Consider the following 19,195-nt stretch of genomic DNA (forward strand, 5'->3'; position numbering starts at 1 on the left):
GCCTTGCTGAATTCGCGGAGATTGAGATGACGACTGGACGGATCCTCGCCGGCCTCGCGATCGCGTGCCTGACGACCCCGGTTCTCGCCGGGCCCTGCACCGACCAGATCGCAGCCGTGGCCAAGCAGCTGGAGAGCAGCCCGGCTGCAGGCGCGGCCGTCACCGGCACCGTCTCCGGCAGCGTCGCCGACACGAAGGCCGACGCCAAGACCTCGCGCGACAAGACCGCCGCCACCGAGAGCGCGCCGAGCCTCAACAAGGACGGCAAGACCGGTGGCGTCGGCGGCAATGACGAGGTGAACGCCGCTGCGGCGAACCGCGCCACCTCGGCGGCGGACGTTCGCCGTCAGCAGGAGGGCAAGCCGACCGCCGCAGCGAACCCGGCCGAGGCCGGCAACGCCGACAGCGGCGCGAGCCGGGCCAAGAACCTGCTCGCCGAGGCCCGCGCCCTCGACGCCAAGGGCGACGATTCCTGCAAGGGCAAGCTCGCCGAGGCCAAGGACGCCGGGGGGTTGAGCCAGAGCTACCGGTGAGTCGTCGACGTCCATCGAGGAAGACCCTCGCGGGAATGCGGGGGCCTCCCTCGTTTCCGGGGGTGGCCTTAACCTTTCGTTTACCGTCCTCGCGCTCGATGGGGCGGGCCGATCGGCCCCACAGAGCGAGGGATCATGACGAGAAAAGAGCTTCTGGCCCGCCTCGACGCCGTGCAGGCGGCCCTCGGGCCCCGCGCGAGCACGAGCTTCAACAGCTCGATCTTCAACGACGCGGCGCTCCTGAAGCGCATCGAGGCTTTCGAGGCTCAGGTCGCCACCGCCGACAAGCCGAAGCCGGCCGAGTACACCGGCAACATGTTCAGCCGCATCCAGAACCGCCGCGCCGCCGCGCCGGCCGCCCCCGCCCAGAAGCTGGCCACGGGACAATAGGCGTCAGCCGCGCTCCTCCTGGACGGGGCGCAGGAGTTCGCCCGCGACGTCCGCCAGCCGCGGGGGCGCCTCGCGGGTGAAGGGCAGCGGACGACAGACCGCGATCGCGGCGAGCCCGAAGCGGGCCGTCATCAGGCCGTTGAGCACGCCCTCGCCGAGCTTTGCCGAGACGCGGGCGGCGATGCCGAGCCCGAGCACCTGCTGCACCATGCTGTCGCCGACCGCCATGCCGCCGGTGACGGTGAGATGGGCGAACGCCGCGCGCGCGAGCCGCAGGAAGCCGAGGAAGCCGGGCCGCCCGCCGTAGATCGCCGCGATCCGGCGCAGCAGCCGCACGGCGGAGAACACCACGAACGCGACGTCGACGATCGCCCGCGGGCTCAGCGCCGTCACCGCCGAGACCTGCTTTGCGGCCGTGGCGATGGCGCCGCGCGCCTGCGCGTCGAGCGGCGCGAGGAGTTCGCGCTCGGCGATGCCGATCCGGTCCTCCACGTCGAGAATGGCGTCGCCGAGGGCGTCGAGGCGCTTGCGCCCCTCTGCAAGCGACGCCCGGTCGCCGTAGAAGGCCGCAAGGTCGCACACCACCGCCTGCGCACCGGTGTGGTCGCGGGTCGCGATCGCCTGGATCGCGGCCTCGCGCAGCTTCTCGATCCGCCGCTCCCGCCAGAGCCCGCCGATCTCGCGGCCGACGATCGCGAGGAATGCCACGGCCGCCAGCCCGAGGAGCGCCAGCGCCACGCCGCCGAGCCAGGGCGCGGCCTGGAACAGGTCCGCGATCAGCCGCTCGACCGAGAGCCCGACGCCGAGGGCGACGAGGCCGCCGAGGGCGGACAGGAGCAGCGCGGCCCAAGGCGTTCGGGCTCGTCCCGCCACCGGCACCGGCGTGCCGTCCGCCGCGTCGACGATCTCGAAGGGCTCCTCGACCATCCGGACCTGGGAGGGCTGGGCTGGGGGCGGCGCGACGCCGGCCTCGGGGGCGCTGTCCGGCGTCGGAATGCGGAAGGCGCGCGGGCGCTGGGAAGAACTCATGCGAGGAATCCCGAGAGAGCAAGGCGGCCGGAATGCGGACCGGCCACAAGGGGCGAGGCGGACGCGGCCCTCACGCGAGCCGGTCCCCGATTAGGAACTGCATCGCCCGGTCGAGCCGGATCTGCGGCAGGTGGCCGGGGCGGCCGAGTCCGTCGGGGCGTACCAGCGGCGGGCGAAAGCGCGGAAAGCGCAGCGAGCCGGGCTCGACCGCGCCCTCCAGCACCGCTTCGGGCCGGGCGGGCAGCTCGCCGGGGAAGATCGCGGCCTCACTGAGCCCGTCGAAGGTCTCGTCGCCCACCACCTCGCCGGCCTCGGGCGTTCCGGTGACGGCGCGGAAGGTGGCGTCGCCCTCGTGCACGATGGTCTCGCGGGTGGCACGCACCGAGGCGAGCGCCACCGTCCCGACGCGGGCGCCCGCGGCCTCCGTCCGGCGCATCGCCCGCGAGACGAGAAGGCGCAGGAGCGCGTCGAGCCGGTCGTGGCTCGTCTGGTGGAGATGGTCGGCCTTGGTGGCGGCGAAGAGCACCCGGTCGGCGCGGGGCGCGAACAGGCGGGAGAGCAGCGAGTTGCGCCCGATATTGAGGCTGAGCAGCACGGAATCGAGCGCCTCCTCAAGTTCGGCCAGGGCCGCCGGCCCCGCATCGACCGCCGCCAGCACGTCAACGAGGACGATTTGCCGGTCGACCCGCTGGAAATGGTCGCGGAAGAAGGGCTCGACCACCTTCGCCTTGTAGGCTTCGAAGCGGCGCTCCATCAGGCCGGCGAGGCTGTCCGGCGCCAGCGTCTCGGGCAGCCGGTCGAGGGGCGCGAAGGTGAGCGCCGGCGAGCCCGCGAGGTCGCCGGGCATCAGGAAGCGGCCGGGCGGCGTCGTCGCCACCGCCTCGGGGCCGGCGCGGAGCGCGGCGAGATAGCTCTTGAAGGCGCCGCTCGCGCGTTCGGCGAGCGGCTCGTCGAGGGGGCCGTTCGGGTCGAGTCCGGAGAGCATGGCGAGCCAGGGCGCTGCCATCGCGGTGCGGCCCGCCCGCCGCGTCCCCGCGATCGTGGCGCGCGACCACGTCGTGTAGCTCTGCTCGATCAGCGCGAGGTCGAGGAGCCACTCGCCCGGGTAATCCACCACGTCGAGCATCAGGCTGCCCGGCCCCGAACGCCAGCCGCCGGCCCGCTCGTACTCGATCGCGAGGCGGAACTGGCTGATCCGGTCGGTGGAGCGCGGCCAGCGCCGTTCCTCGGTGAGCGCCGCGAAATGCTCCTCGAAGGGGAAGCGCGGCACGTCGTCGTCCGGCTGCGGCACGAGGCGGGCGCGGCGCAGCCGCCCCTCCTGCGCAGGTGCGAAGGCGGGCAGCGCGTGCGTCTCGACGAGGTGGTGGATCAGCGCCGTCGTGAACACCGTCTTGCCGGAGCGCGCGAGCCCGGTGACGCCGAGCCGCAGGGTCGGCTGGATCAGGAAGTCGCTGGAGGCCTCGGCGAAGGCCTTCACGGCCGATCCGGCGCGCGCGGCGAAGCTGGTCAGGGGCAAGGCAGGGTCCAGTGGATTGCGTTTCCGGCCGCTGAGGTGGCGCGCGGGTGCGCTGCCCGCAAGGCTTGAAAGCCTATCGGCCGGCCTCCGCCGCGGGAGCCGTCCGCGCGCTCGCCGCCGCGAGGCGGGCGATCGCGGCCGCGACGAGGTCCGGACCGGCCCGCAGGGTGCCGAGTTCGACGCCCGACATGGCGAGCATGACCGGCGCGAGGTTTGCCAGAGGCTCGCCCCCCTCGTCGAAGAGCTTGAGGTCGTCGCCGGGTTTCAGCCCGACGCTTCCGGCGATGCGGGCCGCGTAGTTCGCGATACGCACCTCATCGGTCGCGCAGAGCGGCGGAGGCAGGCGGAGATCGAGGAGCGGCAGGCCCGCGGCGATCGCCGGGAGAGCTGCCGATTCCGCGACGAGCCGATCGGGTGACAGGCTGGGGCGGGCGAGCAGCGCGCCGGGGTCGTCGGCCCCGCGCTGGGGTGCCGTGCGGGCGGACACCCGCTCCGGAGCCGTCGCGACGCCGGCGGCGATATCGGGGACCGGCCGCAGCAGAGGCGGCGCCCGCCCGGGGCGCCGGGCCGGGTGGCCCGCCATCCGCGCCAACGGCGACCAGGGCTGGACGCGCAGGGCTGTCCGCGGCGCGGCGGACGAGGGCTTCCGGGTCGCCGCGACCGCGCGGCGGGGCGCGCCGCCTCGGGTGTGCCGGGCGAGGAAGCGGGCGCGGAGCGTCCGGCCGATGCCCTGGGGCGCGAGCGCCGCCGAGACGGCTTGCGTGCGCGGGACGGGGCCCCGCGCGATCGTGGCCCCAGCAGGCCGCAGGAGGCGGGAGCCCAGCGGCGCACGATGGCGAGCGCCGTGCGCCGCCCGTATTCGCGATAGTACCGGCGCAGGAGCTGCGCGGCTGCGTCCGCCCCGTCCGCGGCCGTGGCGAAGCCCGTATGGCCCTCCGCATCGCCGCCGAGCTCGCCCGACCAGCGGGCCTGCTTGATGCACCAGTAATTGTTGAGCTTGACGCAGCGCGCCACGAAGGCCGGATCGGTCGCTGCGTAGCGCGCGACCAGGGCCAGCGAGGCGGGGCGGAGCGCCGCTCCGGCCTCGTGCCGCCAGTTCGTGACGGCCCGCGCCTCGGCCGCGAAGCGCGGCGGCGCGGGCGCGGTGGCCGGGACCGGAAGGGACGCCTCGGCGGCACGAACCCTGGCGCGCGCGGCCTCGAGCCCCGCCTCGATCCGGGGCGTCAGGGTCGTCAGGACGAGAAGCGCGGCGAGGAGCAAGGCTGGAAGGCCGAGGGTTCGAGGCGCGGCGAAGCTTGGCCACTCTCAGGCAACGGCGTAGCGCCGTGTTCGGTTCAACCGGTGGTTTCGCGTGTCAGCGCATGCGTCAGGGATTGAGCGCGGCGAGCGCCGCCGCGTGCAGGCGCCGGTCCCCGGCCGCGACGACGCGGCCGCCCTGCGTCGCCGGTCCGCCGTCCCAGGTCGTGACGACCCCGCCCGCGCCCTCCACGATCGGGATCAGGGCGACGATGTCGTAGGGCTTCAGGCCCGCCTCGACCACGAGGTCGATCTGCCCGGCCGCCAGCATGCAATAGGCGTAGCAATCGGCCCCGTAGCGCGCCATCCGAACGCTGCCCTCGATCGCCCGGTAGCGCTCCGCTTCCTCGCCCTCGGCGAAGAGCCGCGGATCGGTGGTGGCGAGGATCGCCTCGTTCAGGCTCTCGCAGCGGCGGGTGCGGAGCGTACGCTCGCCGCGGGCGTGGCGCAGCTTGGCGCTGGCCCCGTCGCCGAAGAAGCGCTCGTTGAGGAAGGGCTGGTGCATCAGGCCACGCACCGCCATGCCGCCCCGGGTCAGGCCGATCAGGGTGCCCCAGGTCGGCAGGCCGGCGATGAAGGCGCGGGTCCCGTCGATCGGATCGAGCACCCAGACGCACTCGGCGTCGAGCCGCTCCGCTCCGAACTCCTCCCCGAGGACGCCGTGTGTCGGAAAGGTCTGGCGAATCATGTTGCGCAGCACGACCTCCGCCGCCCGGTCGGCCTCGGTGACCGGGTCGAAGGCGGCGCCGCCTCGCGCCTTGTCGTCGAGGCCGAAATGCGCCCGGAAAAACGGCAGGATCGCCTGCCCCGACTGCGTGGCGAGATCGTCCATGAACCGCGCGAGATCGACGACGCTCATCGGCAAGTCACCCTCTGTCGGTGGCGCGCGGGCCCTGTGTTCCCGGAGACGGAAGCGGGCTCGGAGCGGCGGCGTCAAGCCCCCGCGAGGTCGGAGGGTGCCCGATCGGGCTCGGAGCGCCCGTTTGCCGAGAGAGCCGCCACACGGCCGGACGACAGGGCGCGCGGCTCGGCCTCGATTGCGGCGAGGACCGCCTCCACCGTCGTACGCAGCGAGATGACGTTCTCGTCGGCGCCGAGGGCGGCGAGGCGCGCCGCGTCTTCAAGGATCTCGTCGTCGGCCTGCCAGAGGCCGGCGACGATCCGCACCTGCGGCATCCGTCGGCGCAGCCGCTCGACGAGGCGGCGCAGGTGGGTCGGCTCGCCGCTGATCGCCAGGGAGATGATGCAGGCGATCCGTGCGGGGCCGGGATCGAAGGCATCGATGCGGGCGCGCGCCACGTCGGAGAACGGCACGATCCTCGTGCCGATGCCGCGCTTCTCCAGGAGCTGGGCGAGGATCGTGGCGGCCGCCCCGTCGACGAAGCCGCGCCCGGCGACGCAGAGGACCGCCCCTTCGCGCCGCCACGCCTCGCCGAGCGAGCCCGGCGCGGGGGTGATCGGCTCGCGGCCGCAGGCCGGAGCGTTGCGCTCGCCGCCCGTCACGAGGCGGTGGGCCGCGGCTGCCGGCGCCTCCGGCGTCTCGTCGGAGCGGGCGGACAGCTCCGCGACGAGCTCGGTCACGGAGGCGCGGATCGCGGTCTTCTGCTCAGGCGTCAACACCCCGCGGGCGGCGTCGCGGGCGGCCAGTTCCAGGCCGCGCATCACGACCTCGTCGTAATAGGCGGAGAGCGAGCATTCCTGCAGGATCAGGTCGGCGTGCTCCTGCACCTCCTCCGGGTCGTCGGCGAGGATGCGCTGGTAGAAATTCTCGACGGGCGTCAGCGCCGGCCGGTCGCCGAACAGCACGTCGAGGAATTCGAGCCGGTCGACGTGGCGGCCGAGCACGACGAGGCAGACGGTGAGCGGGGTCGAGAGCAGGAGCCCGACCGGCCCCCAAAGCCAAGTCCAGAACAGGGCCGAGACCAGCACCGCGAAGGGCGACAGCCCGGTCGATTGCCCGTAGAGCATCGGCTCGATGATGTGACCGACGATGGGCTCCAGGACCACGAACAGGATCGCGGTGGCGACCGCCATGTTCCAGCCGGGATCCACCGCGGCGGCGAGCGCCAGCGGGAACAGCGCCGAGAGGAAGGCGCCGACATAGGGCACGAACCGCATCAGCGCCGAGAAGATGCCCCACAGGACCGGGTTGGGTACCCCGATCAGGTAGAGGCCGGCGCCGATTACGACGCCGAATCCGGCGTTCAGCGCGAGCTGCACCACGAAGTAGCGGCTGAGGCGCCGCGCGGCGTCGTCCATCGCAACGGTGGTCCGGTGCAGGTCGCTGGAGCCGGCGAGCCGGATCATGCGGTCGCGCAGGTCCTCCTTCTGCATCAGGATGAAGAGGAGCACCACGAAGACGATGCCGGTGGTGGCGAGGGGCTTTATCACCGGCGCCAGGAGCGTGCCGGCCGTCTCGATAGGGCCCGGCGGACGCTCGCGCATCTCGACGAGGACGGCCTTCTCGTCCGGCTTCTCGGGGCCGGAGGCGGAGGGGGCCGGTTTGTTCCCTGCCGCGTCCCCCTCGCTGCCGGCCTGATGGATCGCACGGCCGATATTGGCGACGTAGTCCGTCGCCCGCCCGACAGCGCTGCCCTTCAGCCCCTCGACCTTGCGCTCGATCGTCTCGCGGTAGCGCGGCACGTCGCCCGCGAGGTCGGCGACCTGGACGCCGATCAGCGTGCTCAACGCCGCCACGATCCCGAGCGCTGTGGCCACCGCGATCGCCACCGCCATGATCCGGCCGAGGCGCAGGCGGCGCAGCAGATCGACGAGCGGCCCCAGCACGAAGGAGAACAGCACCGCGATGGCGATCGGGATGAAGATCTCGCGCCCGAAATAGAGGGCTGCGACGATCACGCCCGCGATCACGATGGGCGAAGCGAGCGCGGCCTTCGGCGTCTCGGCGGCGGCGATCCGGGTCGGGCGTGGCGGGATGAGGGGTGCCTCGGGACTCGAATTCCTGGCCATTCCGTTCCCGCCTCGAACGCGACGCGTGCGCTGCACCGCGGGGGCGGGCATCGCAGCGTGAGGAACGGCGGGAGGCCGCAAACGATCCCTGGTCGGAGGCCCAGTTGTCACGGATTCGTGAGCAAGCGCCCCGCCTGTGAGGTCTGGGCCGGACGGGTTCAGGCGGCGAAGGACGCGAGCGTGTGGCCGGCCGCCTCGAGCTGCGCGCGGACGGCCCTCGCCATCGCGACGGCGGCCGGGTTGTCGCCGTGGACGCAGACCGTGTCGATGGCGACCGGAATCCATCCGCCCGTGCGTGTCTCGACGGCGCCCGCCTCTAGCATCCGCAGAACGCGCGCGGCCGCGGCTCGCGCCTCGTGGATCACGGCGCCCGGCTCGGAACGCGGTACGAGGCGGCCGTCCTCCGCGTAGGCGCGGTCGGCGTAGATCTCGCGCACCACGGGCAGGCCGAGGGCGAGCGCCGCCCGCTCGGCGGGCAGGCCGGGCATCACCATCAGGATGAGGCCGGGATCGACCGCGTGGACACCGCGGGCGATCGCGGCCGCGACCGAATCCTCGACATTGGCGAGGTTGGCGAGCGCACCGTGCGCCTTCACGTAGCTGACCCGGTGGCCGGCGAGTGCCGCGCAGCCCTGAAGCGCTCCGATCTGGTAGGCCACCGCCTGCTCGATCTCGGCCGGATCCTGCGGGATCACCCGGCGCCCGAAGCCTTCACGGTCGTGGAAGCCCGGATGCGCGCCGAGCGCCACGCCGCGCGCCTTCGCGGCGCGCGCCGTCTCGACCATGATGCCGGGGTCGCCCGCATGGAAGCCGCAGGCGACGTTGGCCGAGGTGACGATGTCGAGCATCGCCGCGTCGTCGCCCATGCGCCAGGGCCCGAAGCCCTCGCCGAGATCGCTGTTGAGGTCGATGCGCATCGCGTGATCCTAGACCACCACCGGCGCGGCCACCTGCCCGCCGGTCCCGAACACCCGCTCGTAGCGCGCGATCTCCTCGGCGGGGCCGATCGCCTTGGTCGGATTGTCCGAGATCTTCACGGCCGGGCGCCCGTTCGCCGCGATGACCTTGCAGACGATCGAGATCGGATCGAGACCGCCGCCCGGCACGAGGCCGCGGAAATCATTGGTCAGCAGCGTGCCCCAGCCGTAGCCGATGCGAATCCGGCCGTGAAAATGGGCGTGGATGCGCTCGATCTCCGCGATGTCGAGCCCGTCGGAGAAGATCGCGAGCTTCGTCGCCGGGTCGCTGTTATGATCGCGCCACCACGCGATCGCCTCCTCGCCGCCCGCGATCGGCTCCTTCGAGTCGATCCGCATCCCGGTCCAGCCCGCCACCCAATCGGGCGCCTTCGCGAGGAAACCCGTCGTGCCGTAGGTGTCCGGCAACACGACCAGAAGATTGCCCGCGTAATCTTGCTGCCAGTCCCGCAGGACCTCGTAGGGCGCGCGGGCCAGGGCCTCGTCGTCGTCGGCCAACGCCGCGTAGACCATCGGCAATTCGTGGGCGTTGGTGCCCACCGCCTCGACCTCCCGGCGCAGCGCGATGAGGCAATTCGAGGTGCCGAGGAAGCGCGGCCCGAGCCCGGCGCTCATCGCCTCGACGCACCAATCCTGCCAGAGGAAGCCGTGGCGCCGCCGCGTGCCGAAATCGGCGATCGATAGGTCGGGGAGCTTGCGCAGGCGCTCGATCTTCTCCCACACCCGCGTCATGGCGCGGGCATACAGCACCTGCAGCTCGAACTTGGCCATGCCCCGCAGGACCGCGCGGGAGCGCAGCTCGTTCAGGATCGCGAGCGCCGGCACCTCCCACATCGTGGTCTCGAGCCAGGGCCCGTGGAAGGTCAGCACATATTGCCCGTCGCGCGCCTCGAGCTCGTATTCGGGCAAACGGAAGCCTTCCATCCACTCGATGAACTCCGCGGAGAACATCCGGCGGCGCCCGTAGAAGGCGTTACCCCGGAGCCAGGTCGATTCCCCCCGAGTCAGGCGGAGCGAGCGGGCGTGGTCGAGCTGCTCGCGCAACGCGCCCGCATCGACGATGTCGGCGATGCGCACGTTGCGCGAGCGGTTCTGGATGCCGAAGGTGACGTGGGTGTCGCGATGGCGGCGCAGGATCGTCTGCGCCATCAGGAGCTTGTAGAAGTCGGTATCGAGCAGCGACCGGACGATCGGGTCGATCTTCCAGGTGTGATTGTAGACCCGCGCGGCGAGGTCGATCATGTCCGTCCGGGGCCAGTCCGTTGCCGAGGCTGCCTCCGAATGGCCGCGAGGGCGCCCGCAAAGTCAATCGCGCGTCCCGTCGCGAAGCGGGCGGCGCCTCCGCTGAAGAGGCGCCGCCCGGTTCGAACTTGCGGGACGCTAGGCTCAGCGCAGATCGACCTTCGCGCTCTCCGTCTTCGGGCTCTCGCCGGTCACGGCGGCCTTCACGTAGCCGTAGAGGTGCAGCATCGTGGCGTTCGGGCTGTCCCAGTACTCGCCCTTCTCCGGGTGCACGCGGATGAGGGCTACCTCCGGGTCGTCCTTGCCGTTGGGGAACCAGGTCTTCAGGCTCTCATTCCACTTGGCGTCGATCACCGCTTGATCGGTGACGATCTCCGCCTTGCCGGCCACCGAGACGTAGGTCTGCGCGCTCGGATCGGAATAGGCCAGGTTGACTTGGTTGTCCTTCGAGATCTCGGCGGTCTTGGGCGAGTGAAGCTTGCTGAAGAACCACAGGTCGCCGACCTCGTCCGCGTCCTGGCACCACATCGGGCGGCTGTAGAGCTTCCCGTCCGGGTCGGCGGTGGTCATCATCGCCACCTTGATGTCCTTGATGAGGTCGAACAGCTTCTGCGCGCCCTCGTGGTCGCGATGGTTGCCCTGATGCATGGGGGGATGTCTCCAACGTGGCGGGACGCCGTCCGGGGCGTCCCGAGATCGTGTCGACAACGGACAAGGCCCGCGATGGTTTCGGAGGGCTCCGGCCGCTGCGCGGGCTGGTGTTTCCGGCGCGGGCGCGTACATGGACAGGGACGGCGGCGGGGCGAGGCGGCCCCGTCATCGGCGCGCATTGAGGAGCCCTGCCCTTGGCGATTACCCGCGACGACGTGCTGAAGGCGCTCGCGACCGTGACGGTCGATGCCGGAGGCACCACCCTGCCCGGCTCCGGCCGCCTCTCGCAGGTGGTGGTCGACCCGAGCCAGAGGGTCATGTTCTCGATTCTCGTCGACCCGAGCGAGGCGGAGCGTTTCGAGCCGCTGCGCCGCAAGGCCGAGGGGGCCGTTCTCGCCATTCCCGGCGTGGCGGGCGTCTTCGCGAGCCTGACCTCGGAGCGCGGCCCGAATGCGCCGGCCCCCGGCGGGCCGCCCCAGCGGCCGGCGACGCCCCCGCCGCGGGGCGCGGCCCCCGGTCCCGGACCGGCGCTGCCCGGCGTGCGCCACATCGTGGCGGTGGCCTCCGGCAAGGGCGGCGTTGGCAAGTCCACCACCGCCTGCAATCTCGCGCTCGCCCTGCAGGCGCAGGGCCTCAAGGTCGGCCTCCTCGACGCCGACATCTACGGCCCCTCCGTGCCCAAGCTCTTCGGCCTGTCCGGCAAGCCGCGGGTGATCGAGGGGCGGACGCTCGAGCCGATGCAGGGCTACGGGCTCAAGGTGATGTCGATCGGCTTCCTGATCGAGCCCGAATCCGCGATGATCTGGCGCGGCCCGATGGTGCAGTCGGCCATCACGCAGATGCTGCGCGAGGTCGCCTGGGGCGAGCTCGACGTGCTCCTCGTGGATATGCCGCCGGGCACCGGCGACGCACAGCTCACCATGGCGCAGGCGACCCCGCTGTCGGGCGCCGTCATCGTCTCGACGCCGCAGGACCTGGCGCTCATCGACGCCCGCCGCGGCGTCACGATGTTCAAGAAGGTTGCTGTGCCGATCCTCGGCGTGATCGAGAACATGGCGACCTTCATCTGCCCCCATTGCGGGGAGGCCTCGCACATCTTCGGCCACGGCGGCGCCCGCGAGGAGGCCGAGCGCCTCGGCGTGCCCTTCCTCGGCGAGGTGCCGCTCAACATGACAATCCGCGAGACCTCGGATTCCGGCCGCCCCGTCGTGGCGACAGATCCGGACGGACCGCAGGCGACGGTCTACCGCGGGATCGCGGAGCGGCTCTGGGGTAACCTGGCGGGCGCACCGGCGGGACGGGCTGCGCCGAAGATCGTCATCGAGTGAGCCGGTGACGACGCTGGGCGTCATCCTGGCAGGCGGCCTCTCCCGGCGCATGGGCGGGGCGACAAGCCGCTGCGGGTGCTGGCCGGGCGCACGCTGCTCGACCGGGTGGTGCGCCGGTTCGGCCCGCAATGTCCGGCCGGGCTGATCCTCAACGCCAACGGCGATCCGGCCCGGTTCGGGGATTTTCCGGGCGTGATCGTGCCGGACGGAGTTTCGGGCCATCCGGGGCCGCTCGCCGGCATCCTCGCCGCGCTCGATCACGCGCGGGCGCATCACCCGGCGGTGGCCGAGGTCGCGAGCGTCACCGGTGACGCGCCCTTCCTCCCGGACGATCTCGTGGCGCGCCTCGCCGCCGCCCGGCGCGCGAGTGGCGCTCCGATCGCGGTGGCGGCCTCGGGCGGCCGCCAGCACTTCACGGTGGCGCTCTGGGCGGTCTCGCTCGGGGAGGATTTGCGCGCGGCGCTCGTCGAGCGCGACGAGCGCCGCGTCGGCGCCTATCTGGCCCGCCACGGAGCGGTGCCGGTGGACTGGCCGATCGAGCCGGTCGACCCGTTCCTCAACATCAACACGCCGGAGGATCTCGACCTCGCCACGGCCGTGCTCGCGCGGATCGCGCAAGGGTAGCCGAACGCCCCTTTCGGTGGCGGCGCGGCGCGCCATCCCGGAACCGCCTCGTGCGGGTCCCGGGACGGCGGGGTTTCGAGATGTGCCCGTTCGGCCTCAGGCCGCGGCAACGGTCGCCTTCACGATGCGGTCGGGATCGCGCACGGGCTCGCCGCGCTTGATCGTGTCGATCACCTCCATGCCCTCGATGACCTTGCCCCAGACGGTGTACTGCTTGTCGAGGAAGCGGGCATCGCCGAAGCAGATGAAGAATTGCGAGTTCGCCGAATGCGGGAAGTTGGTCCGCGCCATCGAGCAGGTCCCGCGCACGTGCGGCTCGCTGTTGAACTCGGCGTTGAGGTCGGGGAGTTCGGAGCCGCCCGACCCGGTGCCGGTCGGGTCGCCGGTCTGGGCCATGAAGCCGTCGATCACGCGGTGGAAGGGCACGCCGTCGTAGAAGCCCTGTGTGGCGAGCGTCTTGATGCGCTCGACGTGGTTCGGCGCGAGGTCGGGACGCAGCGCGATCACGACGCGGCCTTTGGTGGTCTCCAGGACGATGGTCTCGTTGTCGGCCATGATGGGTACTCCTCTACCTCTCTGGTCCCCGATCGATCAGGCGGAGCGCCAGGGGGCGCCCCGCGATGGCCCGCCCCAGGGCGGGAGTTATGCGAGCCGGCGTGCAATGCCGGATCGATGTCAGCGTCGCCCGCTCCAGGCCGAGCCTGGCGGCGGCGTCGGGCGTGCCCGCCGTGAAGGTGATGCGGGGCGTCCCGATGAGCGTTCCGTCAAGGCGCAGCGCGAAGCGCGCCGTGATCTGCAGGTCCTTCAGCCCGTCGAGCCCCGGTGGCAAGGTCCAGCAGGCGGCGAGAGCCGGAAACAGGGACGCCAGGGTGTCGGCGGGCCCGGACGGCGCCTGCCCGAGCGGCACCCGGACGGTGCCCTGGAGCGTCTCCGGCAGTGCGAGCGGCGGCTGCAAGATCTCCGCGCTCTGCCCGCTTGCCGCACCGGGCAAGCCGGTGCCGATCACGAGGAGCGCGAGCGCCGTCCGCACCCGCTCGCCTTAGCGCGCCGGCCCGGCGAGCTGCATGGTCACGATCTTGTCGGGGTTCTGCACGGCGCCGCCCGGCGCGTTGCGCTCCGCCTTCTTGATCTTGTCGACTGCCTCCATGCCGCCCGTGACGGTGCCGACCACCGTGTACTTGCCGTTGAGGAACGGCGCGTCGGCGAGGCAGATGAAGAATTGCGAGTTCGCCGAGTTCGGGTCGCTCGAACGGGCCATGCCGACGGTTCCGCGGGTGAACGAGGCGGAGGAGAATTCCGCCGGGATGTTCGGCAGGCTGGAGCCGCCGGTGCCGTTGCCGTTCGGGTCGCCGGTCTGGGCCATGAAGCTTTCCATGACGCGGTGGAACTTCAGCCCGTTGTAGAAGCCCTGGCCGACCAGCGTCTTGATCTGCTGCACGTGCTTCGGCGCGAGGTCGGGGCGCAGCTGGATCGTGACGCGCCCGTCCTTGGTGTCGAGGAAGACGGTGTTGTCGTCGGCGGCGCGGGCCGCGGGGGTGGCGCCGAGGAAGGCGCTCAGCGCGAGCGCGAGGACGGCGTGGCGGCGGTTCATCGGCGAGGTCTCTCCCAAGGATCGTCGGTGTCGTGTCGGTGTCGTGGGGGCTCAAGCCCCGGAAAAGCGCGCCTTCAGACGCTCGGCCACGCTCGGCGGCACGAAGGGCGCGACGTCGCCTCCCATCGCGGCGATCTGCCGGACGAGGGTCGCGGTGATCGGCCGGACCTGGATCGAGGCCGGCAGGAACACGGTCTGCACCTCGGGTGCCATCGCGGCGTTCATGCCGGCGAGCTGCATCTCGTAGTCGAGATCGGTGCCGTCGCGCAGGCCGCGAATGAACAGGTTCGCTCCGAAGCGGCGGGCAGCGCTCACCGCGAGATCGGCGAAGGTCGCGATCTCAAGCGCCGTCCCCGCCTCGGCGGCGAGCGGCGCGCAGGTCTCCTGCAGGAGCTCGGCGCGCTCCTCCGCCGTGAAGAGCGGCGCCTTGCCCGGATGCACCCCGATCGCGATCACGAGGTTCGGCACCAGCCGGCAGGCCTGCCGGACCACGTCGAGGTGGCCGTTCGTGACCGGGTCGAAGGAGCCGGCGTAGAGGGCGGTTCGGATCATCGCCCGTGGGCGTAGAGCATTTTGTCCGCGAACGGAACCGCTGCCACACCGTCGCCGACGCCTGCCCGGTGCCTCGGGCCGTCAGACGTGGCCGTGCACGAGGTCGTGGACGAACCCGAGCTTCCTCACCACGGCGGGCGCCAGGACGAAGGGGTAGAGGTCGCTGATGCCCATCGCGCGGTTCACGCTGTTGATCGCGAAGACGAAGGGCAGCCACGCATCGACGATCTGCTGGACGCTCACGGCGGCGTAGGGGTCGAAATCGATCTTGGCCGAGATCTCGCGGTTCGTGTCGACGGCTGGGTTGACCTCGAGGCCGAAGGCGCTCGCCATCTCCAGGGTGTCGACGATGTGGAGGTAATGCGCCCAGGTCTCGGCGAAATCCTCCCACGGATGCGTCGTCGCGTAGGCCGAAACGTAGCGCTCCTGCCAGTCGGGCGGCGTGCCGTCCGCGTAGTGGCGTTTCAGCGCCGCCTCGTAATCCTCGGAATCATCTCCGAAGACCGCGCGGCAGGCGTCGAGCTTAGCTTGGTCCCGCACGAGGATGTCCCAGTAATGGTGGCCCACCTCGTGGCGGAAATGCCCGATCAGGGTACGGTAGGGCTCGCCCATTGCGTGGCGGCGCGTCTCGCGCTCGGCGTCGTTCGCCTCGACGAGGGCGATCGTGATGACGCCGTTGTCGTGCCCCGTCATCACCTTCGGGCCCTCTGCCGGCGGGTCGGCGAGGAAATGGAAGACGAGGCCGTGCTCCGGATCCTCGGCGCGCGTCTTCAGGGGCAGGTTCCAGCGCAGCAGCGTGTAGAACAGCCGGTGCTTGGCGAATTCCATCTGCTGCCACGCCAGCAAATTGGCGGGATCGGCGACGTCGGGGATGGTGCCGTTGTGGCGGCAGGCCAGGCAGAACGCGTCGTTCGAGCCCGGCGGGACCAGCCAGTTGCAGGCATCGTGCTCCGCGTTCGTGCAGAACAGACTCGGCCGGTCAGGAATTGCGAGTGGGGTCCAGGCATTGCCGCCCGCGGGCTCGAGCGCCGAGAGCGTGCCCGTCTCGGGGAGATAAGCGAGCCTGTGCCTGCAGCGCTCGCAGGTCTGGTTCTCGAAGTACAGGATGTTGCCGCAGGACTGGCATCGGAACAGCTTCATGGAGGGGCCTCGTCTCGCCGTGTCCCCGCCTCCATGCAGGAGGCGTGCAGGAAAGGGCACGAGGCGCCGCCGGTTCCGGCCGGCGGGCGGTTCAGGCGGCCCGGGCGCGCAGGCCGGCCTGGGCCGGGCGCCGCTCCTGCGCGGAGCGATACGCGGCGAGGAACTCGGTCGGCGTGTGGCGTGCCCCGTCCGGGTGGGTGATCGTGACCTCGGTGAGGCCGCTGCCCAGGAGGCCGAGGGCCTTCTCAAGGGCGTCCGTCATCGAGGCCCGCTGGAAGGTGACGGAGCGGGACCGATCGATGGCGCTGACCTGAAAATACACGTGAACCGACCCCTTGCGCGGTGTGAGGACAGATGAGCGCGGTCGCTTCCGCGCCCCTTCACAACACCGTGCAATAGAGGCAATTCGTAGAGAATCCTTTGACGAAACCGGGGGTGGGACCGGACGGCTGCCTCAATTTTCGGCACGCCTCCGGTTTGTGCCCCCGCCGCTTCGCAGGCTCGAAGCGGCGGGGGTACCGATTCCCGTCCTCAGATTGCGGCCGCCTCGTCGTCCGACTCGTCCTCGCCCTCGATGTGCTCCACCGAGACGACGCGCTCGTCCTTGGCCGTGTTGAACACGGTCACGCCCTGCGAGGCCCGGCCGACGATGCGGATGTCGTCCACCGGCACGCGGATGAGCTGGCCGCCGTTCGTGACGAGCATGATCTGGTCTGATGCCTCGACCGGGAAGGAGGCGACGAGGCTGCCGTTGCGGGCGTTCACCCGCATCGCCGTGATGCCCTTGCCGCCGCGTCCGGAGACCCGGTACTCGAAGGAGGAGCTTCGCTTGCCGAAGCCGCGCTCGGACAGGGTCAGCACGAACTGCTCGTGAGCGCTCATCTCGCTGTAGCGCTCCGGCGAGATAGCGGACGCCTCCGCGACGCCCTCGTCCTCCACCCCGCTCTCCTCGGCCTCGGCGCCGTCGCCGATGATCGCCCGGCGCATCTTGAGATAGCCGGCCCGCTCCTCGGGCGACGCTTCGAAATGGTTCAGGATGGTCATCGAGATGACCCGGTCGTCCTGGCCGAGGTTGATGCCGCGCACGCCCGTAGAATCGCGGCCCTTGAAGACGCGCACGTCCTCGACGGGGAAGCGGATGCACTGGCCCTCCGCCGTGGTGAGGAGGACGTTCTGGTCGGGCCGGCAGATCTCGACGTGGACGATGTGGTCGCCCGGATCGAGCTTCATGGCGATCTTGCCGTTGCGGTTCACTTGCACGAAGTCAGACAGCTTGTTGCGGCGCACGCTTCCGCTCGCGGTCGCGAACATGACGTCGAGCGCCTCCCAGGACGCCTCGTCCTCCGGTAGCGGCATGATCGTGGTGATGCGCTCGCCCTGCGCCTGCAATTGCAGGATGTTGACGAGCGCCTTGCCGCGGGCGTTCGGGGCGGCCACCGGCAGGCGCCAGACCTTCTCCTTGTAGACCTGGCCCTGATCGGAGAAGAACAGCACCGGCGTGTGGGTGTTGGCCACGAACAGCCGCGTCACGAAATCCTCGTCGCGCGTGCTCATCCCGGAGCGGCCCTTGCCGCCGCGGCGCTGGGCCCGGTAGGTCGAGAGCGGCACGCGCTTGACGTAGCCGGCATGGGACACGGTGACGACCATGTCCTCGCGCTGGATCAGATCCTCGTCTTCGACGCTCGAATCGTAATCGACGATCTCGGTCTTGCGGGGCGTGGCGAATTGCGCGCGCACGTCGGCGAGCTCGGTCTTGACGATCCCCTGGATGCGGGCGCGCGAGCGCAGGATGTCGAGATAGTCCGCGATCTCGTCGGCGAGCGTCTTCAGCTCGTCGCCGATCTCGTCGCGGCCGAGGGCGGTCAGGCGCTGCAGTCGGAGGTCGAGGATCGCGCGCGCCTGCACCTCGGAGAGGCGGTAGGTGCCGTCATCGGCCACGCGGTGGCGCGGATCGTCGACGAGGGCGATCAGCGGCGCGATGTCGTGGGCCGGCCAGTCGCGGGCCATCAGCGCCTCGCGCGCCGTGTTCGGGTCGGGCGAGGTGCGGATCAGGCGGATCACCTCGTCGATGTTGGCGACCGCGATGGCGAGGCCGCACAGGACGTGGGCGCGCTCGCGAGCCTTGCCGAGCAGGAACTTGGTGCGGCGGGAGACGACCTCCTCGCGGAAGTCGACGAAGGCCTGCAGCAGGTCCTTGAGGTTGAGGAGCTGCGGCCGCCCACCGTTCAGCGCCACCATGTTGGCGCCGAACGAGGTCTGCAGCGGCGTGTAGCGGTAGAGTTGGTTCAGCACCACGTCGGCCATGGCGTCGCGCTTCAGCTCGATCACGATCCGCATGCCGTCGCGGTCGGATTCGTCGCGCAGGTCCGAGATGCCCTCGACGCGCTTTTCCTTCACAAGCTCGGCGATCTTCTCGATCAGCGTCGCCTTGTTCACCTGATACGGGATCTCGGTGAAGATCAGGGCCTCGCGCTCCTTGCGCAGCTCCTCGACGTGCGACTTCGCCCGCATGATGATGGAGCCGCGGCCCGTGGCGTAGGCTTGGCGCGTGCCGGCCCGCCCGATGATGAGGCCGCCCGTCGGGAAGTCGGGGCCGGGCACGATCTCGTTCAAGCCCTCGATGGTGATCGCCGGATCGTCGAGGAGCGCGACGCACGCGTCGATCAACTCGCCGAGATTGTGGGGCGGGATGTTCGTCGCCATGCCCACGGCGATGCCGCCGGCGCCGTTGGCCAGCAGGTTCGGAAAGCGGGCCGGGAGGACAGTGGGCTCCTCGCGCGACTCGTCGTAGTTCGGTCCGAAATCGACGGTATTCTTGTCGATGTCGGTCAGGAGCGCGGTGGCGGGCTTGGCGAGGCGCGACTCCGTGTAGCGCATGGCCGCCGGCGGGTCGCCGTCGACGGAGCCGAAATTGCCCTGCCCGTCGATGAGCATCAGGCGCATGGAAAAATCCTGCGCCATGCGCACCAAGGCGTCGTAGATCGATTGGTCCCCGTGCGGATGGTAGAGACCGATCACGTCGCCGACGATGCGGGCGGACTTCACGTATTTCCGTTCGGGCAGGTGCCCCGACTCGAAGGCCGAGTAGAGGATGCGCCGGTGCACCGGCTTCAGGCCGTCGCGCGCATCGGGCAGCGCGCGGCTCACGATCACGCTCATCGCGTAATCGAGGTAGGAGCGGCGCATCTCGTCGGTGATGGAAACGGGCTTGATGTCCGTGGCGGGCGGGGGCGCGCCGGCACCCTGATCGGTGTTGTCTGCCAAGATCTTGTTCCGTCTCGCGGGTCCCGGATCGGGGCCCCCAGCCAGGGCCGCGGCGCCTCGCGGCGGAGCTGACGCTCCGGCGCATCGCGGCC

The 19,195-nt window shown here is 71.1% G+C and carries 18 protein-coding genes and 1 pseudogene; 4 read left to right on the forward strand and 15 right to left on the reverse strand.

Features of this window, described 5'->3' with window-relative positions; genetic code table 11:
• The first annotated feature begins 26 nt into the window (after positions 1–26).
• Positions 27–533 carry a hypothetical protein gene (locus DK389_RS00395; protein WP_109886742.1) on the forward strand — a complete coding sequence of 169 codons (507 nt, stop codon included), beginning with the start codon at positions 27–29 and terminating at the stop codon, positions 531–533.
• 135 nt (positions 534–668) lie between these two features.
• On the forward strand, positions 669–923 hold the full coding sequence (locus DK389_RS00400) for a hypothetical protein (RefSeq protein ID WP_109886744.1): 255 nt from the start codon (positions 669–671) through the stop codon (positions 921–923).
• 3 nt (positions 924–926) lie between these two features.
• Here DK389_RS00400 and DK389_RS00405 read toward each other — a convergent pair whose 3' ends face one another.
• The 8 genes from DK389_RS00405 to DK389_RS00440 all read right to left on the reverse strand — a co-directional run bounded on the left by DK389_RS00405 (position 927) and on the right by DK389_RS00440 (position 10,601).
• Positions 927–1,952: a YcjF family protein gene (locus DK389_RS00405; RefSeq protein WP_109886746.1), complete on the reverse strand. Its 1,026-nt coding sequence runs from the start codon at positions 1,950–1,952 to the stop codon at positions 927–929.
• A 70-nt stretch (positions 1,953–2,022) separates the two neighbouring features.
• The gene (locus DK389_RS00410; RefSeq protein WP_109886748.1) at positions 2,023–3,468 is read right to left on the reverse strand and encodes a YcjX family GTP-binding protein; all 1,446 of its coding nucleotides are present in this window, start codon (positions 3,466–3,468) and stop codon (positions 2,023–2,025) included.
• A gap of 73 nt (positions 3,469–3,541) precedes the next feature.
• Complete coding sequence (locus tag DK389_RS33670; RefSeq protein WP_236960492.1) at positions 3,542–4,051, reverse strand: hypothetical protein; 510 nt, start codon at positions 4,049–4,051, stop codon at positions 3,542–3,544.
• Between the two features lie 783 nt (positions 4,052–4,834).
• A complete protein-coding gene (hisN, locus tag DK389_RS00420; protein ID WP_109886750.1) occupies positions 4,835–5,623 on the reverse strand; it encodes a histidinol-phosphatase in 789 nt (262 codons plus the stop codon).
• 74 nt (positions 5,624–5,697) lie between these two features.
• A complete protein-coding gene (locus tag DK389_RS00425; RefSeq protein WP_109886752.1) occupies positions 5,698–7,734 on the reverse strand; it encodes an AI-2E family transporter in 2,037 nt (678 codons plus the stop codon).
• A gap of 158 nt (positions 7,735–7,892) precedes the next feature.
• The gene (locus tag DK389_RS00430) at positions 7,893–8,651 is read right to left on the reverse strand and encodes a LamB/YcsF family protein (protein ID WP_109886754.1); all 759 of its coding nucleotides are present in this window, start codon (positions 8,649–8,651) and stop codon (positions 7,893–7,895) included.
• 9 nt (positions 8,652–8,660) lie between these two features.
• A complete protein-coding gene (locus DK389_RS00435) occupies positions 8,661–9,953 on the reverse strand; it encodes a nicotinate phosphoribosyltransferase (RefSeq protein WP_109886756.1) in 1,293 nt (430 codons plus the stop codon).
• A gap of 144 nt (positions 9,954–10,097) precedes the next feature.
• Entirely contained in the window at positions 10,098–10,601 is a 504-nt protein-coding gene (locus DK389_RS00440) for a pyridoxamine 5'-phosphate oxidase family protein (RefSeq protein ID WP_109886758.1), read from the reverse strand.
• Between the two features lie 197 nt (positions 10,602–10,798).
• On the opposite strand from DK389_RS00440, the gene DK389_RS00445 reads away from it, so the two are divergent.
• Complete coding sequence (locus DK389_RS00445; protein WP_109886760.1) at positions 10,799–11,932, forward strand: Mrp/NBP35 family ATP-binding protein; 1,134 nt, start codon at positions 10,799–10,801, stop codon at positions 11,930–11,932.
• A gap of 49 nt (positions 11,933–11,981) precedes the next feature.
• Positions 11,982–12,556: pseudogene (gene mobA, locus DK389_RS00450) on the forward strand (molybdenum cofactor guanylyltransferase MobA).
• Between the two features lie 96 nt (positions 12,557–12,652).
• On the opposite strand, the gene DK389_RS00455 reads toward mobA, so the two are convergent.
• The 7 genes from DK389_RS00455 to gyrA form a co-directional block, all read right to left on the reverse strand.
• Entirely contained in the window at positions 12,653–13,111 is a 459-nt protein-coding gene (locus DK389_RS00455; protein ID WP_109886762.1) for a peptidylprolyl isomerase, read from the reverse strand.
• Between the two features lie 13 nt (positions 13,112–13,124).
• Entirely contained in the window at positions 13,125–13,586 is a 462-nt protein-coding gene (locus tag DK389_RS00460; protein ID WP_109886763.1) for a hypothetical protein, read from the reverse strand.
• 9 nt (positions 13,587–13,595) lie between these two features.
• Entirely contained in the window at positions 13,596–14,147 is a 552-nt protein-coding gene (locus tag DK389_RS00465; protein WP_109886765.1) for a peptidylprolyl isomerase, read from the reverse strand.
• A gap of 51 nt (positions 14,148–14,198) precedes the next feature.
• Positions 14,199–14,699 (reverse strand): pantetheine-phosphate adenylyltransferase, encoded by a 501-nt coding sequence (coaD, locus tag DK389_RS00470; protein WP_109886767.1) that lies wholly within the window; start codon positions 14,697–14,699, stop codon positions 14,199–14,201.
• Between the two features lie 81 nt (positions 14,700–14,780).
• Positions 14,781–15,839, reverse strand: coding sequence for a zinc-binding metallopeptidase family protein (locus DK389_RS00475; RefSeq protein WP_109886769.1), 1,059 nt, complete (start codon positions 15,837–15,839; stop codon positions 14,781–14,783).
• A 91-nt stretch (positions 15,840–15,930) separates the two neighbouring features.
• Positions 15,931–16,161 (reverse strand): hypothetical protein, encoded by a 231-nt coding sequence (locus DK389_RS00480; RefSeq protein WP_109886771.1) that lies wholly within the window; start codon positions 16,159–16,161, stop codon positions 15,931–15,933.
• Between the two features lie 209 nt (positions 16,162–16,370).
• The gene (gene gyrA / locus DK389_RS00485; RefSeq protein WP_109886773.1) at positions 16,371–19,103 is read right to left on the reverse strand and encodes a DNA gyrase subunit A; all 2,733 of its coding nucleotides are present in this window, start codon (positions 19,101–19,103) and stop codon (positions 16,371–16,373) included.
• Positions 19,104–19,195: the final 92 nt, after the last annotated feature.

It is taken from the genome of Methylobacterium durans, from assembly GCF_003173715.1.
In the GTDB taxonomy this organism is placed as follows: Bacteria; Pseudomonadota; Alphaproteobacteria; order Rhizobiales; family Beijerinckiaceae; genus Methylobacterium; species Methylobacterium durans.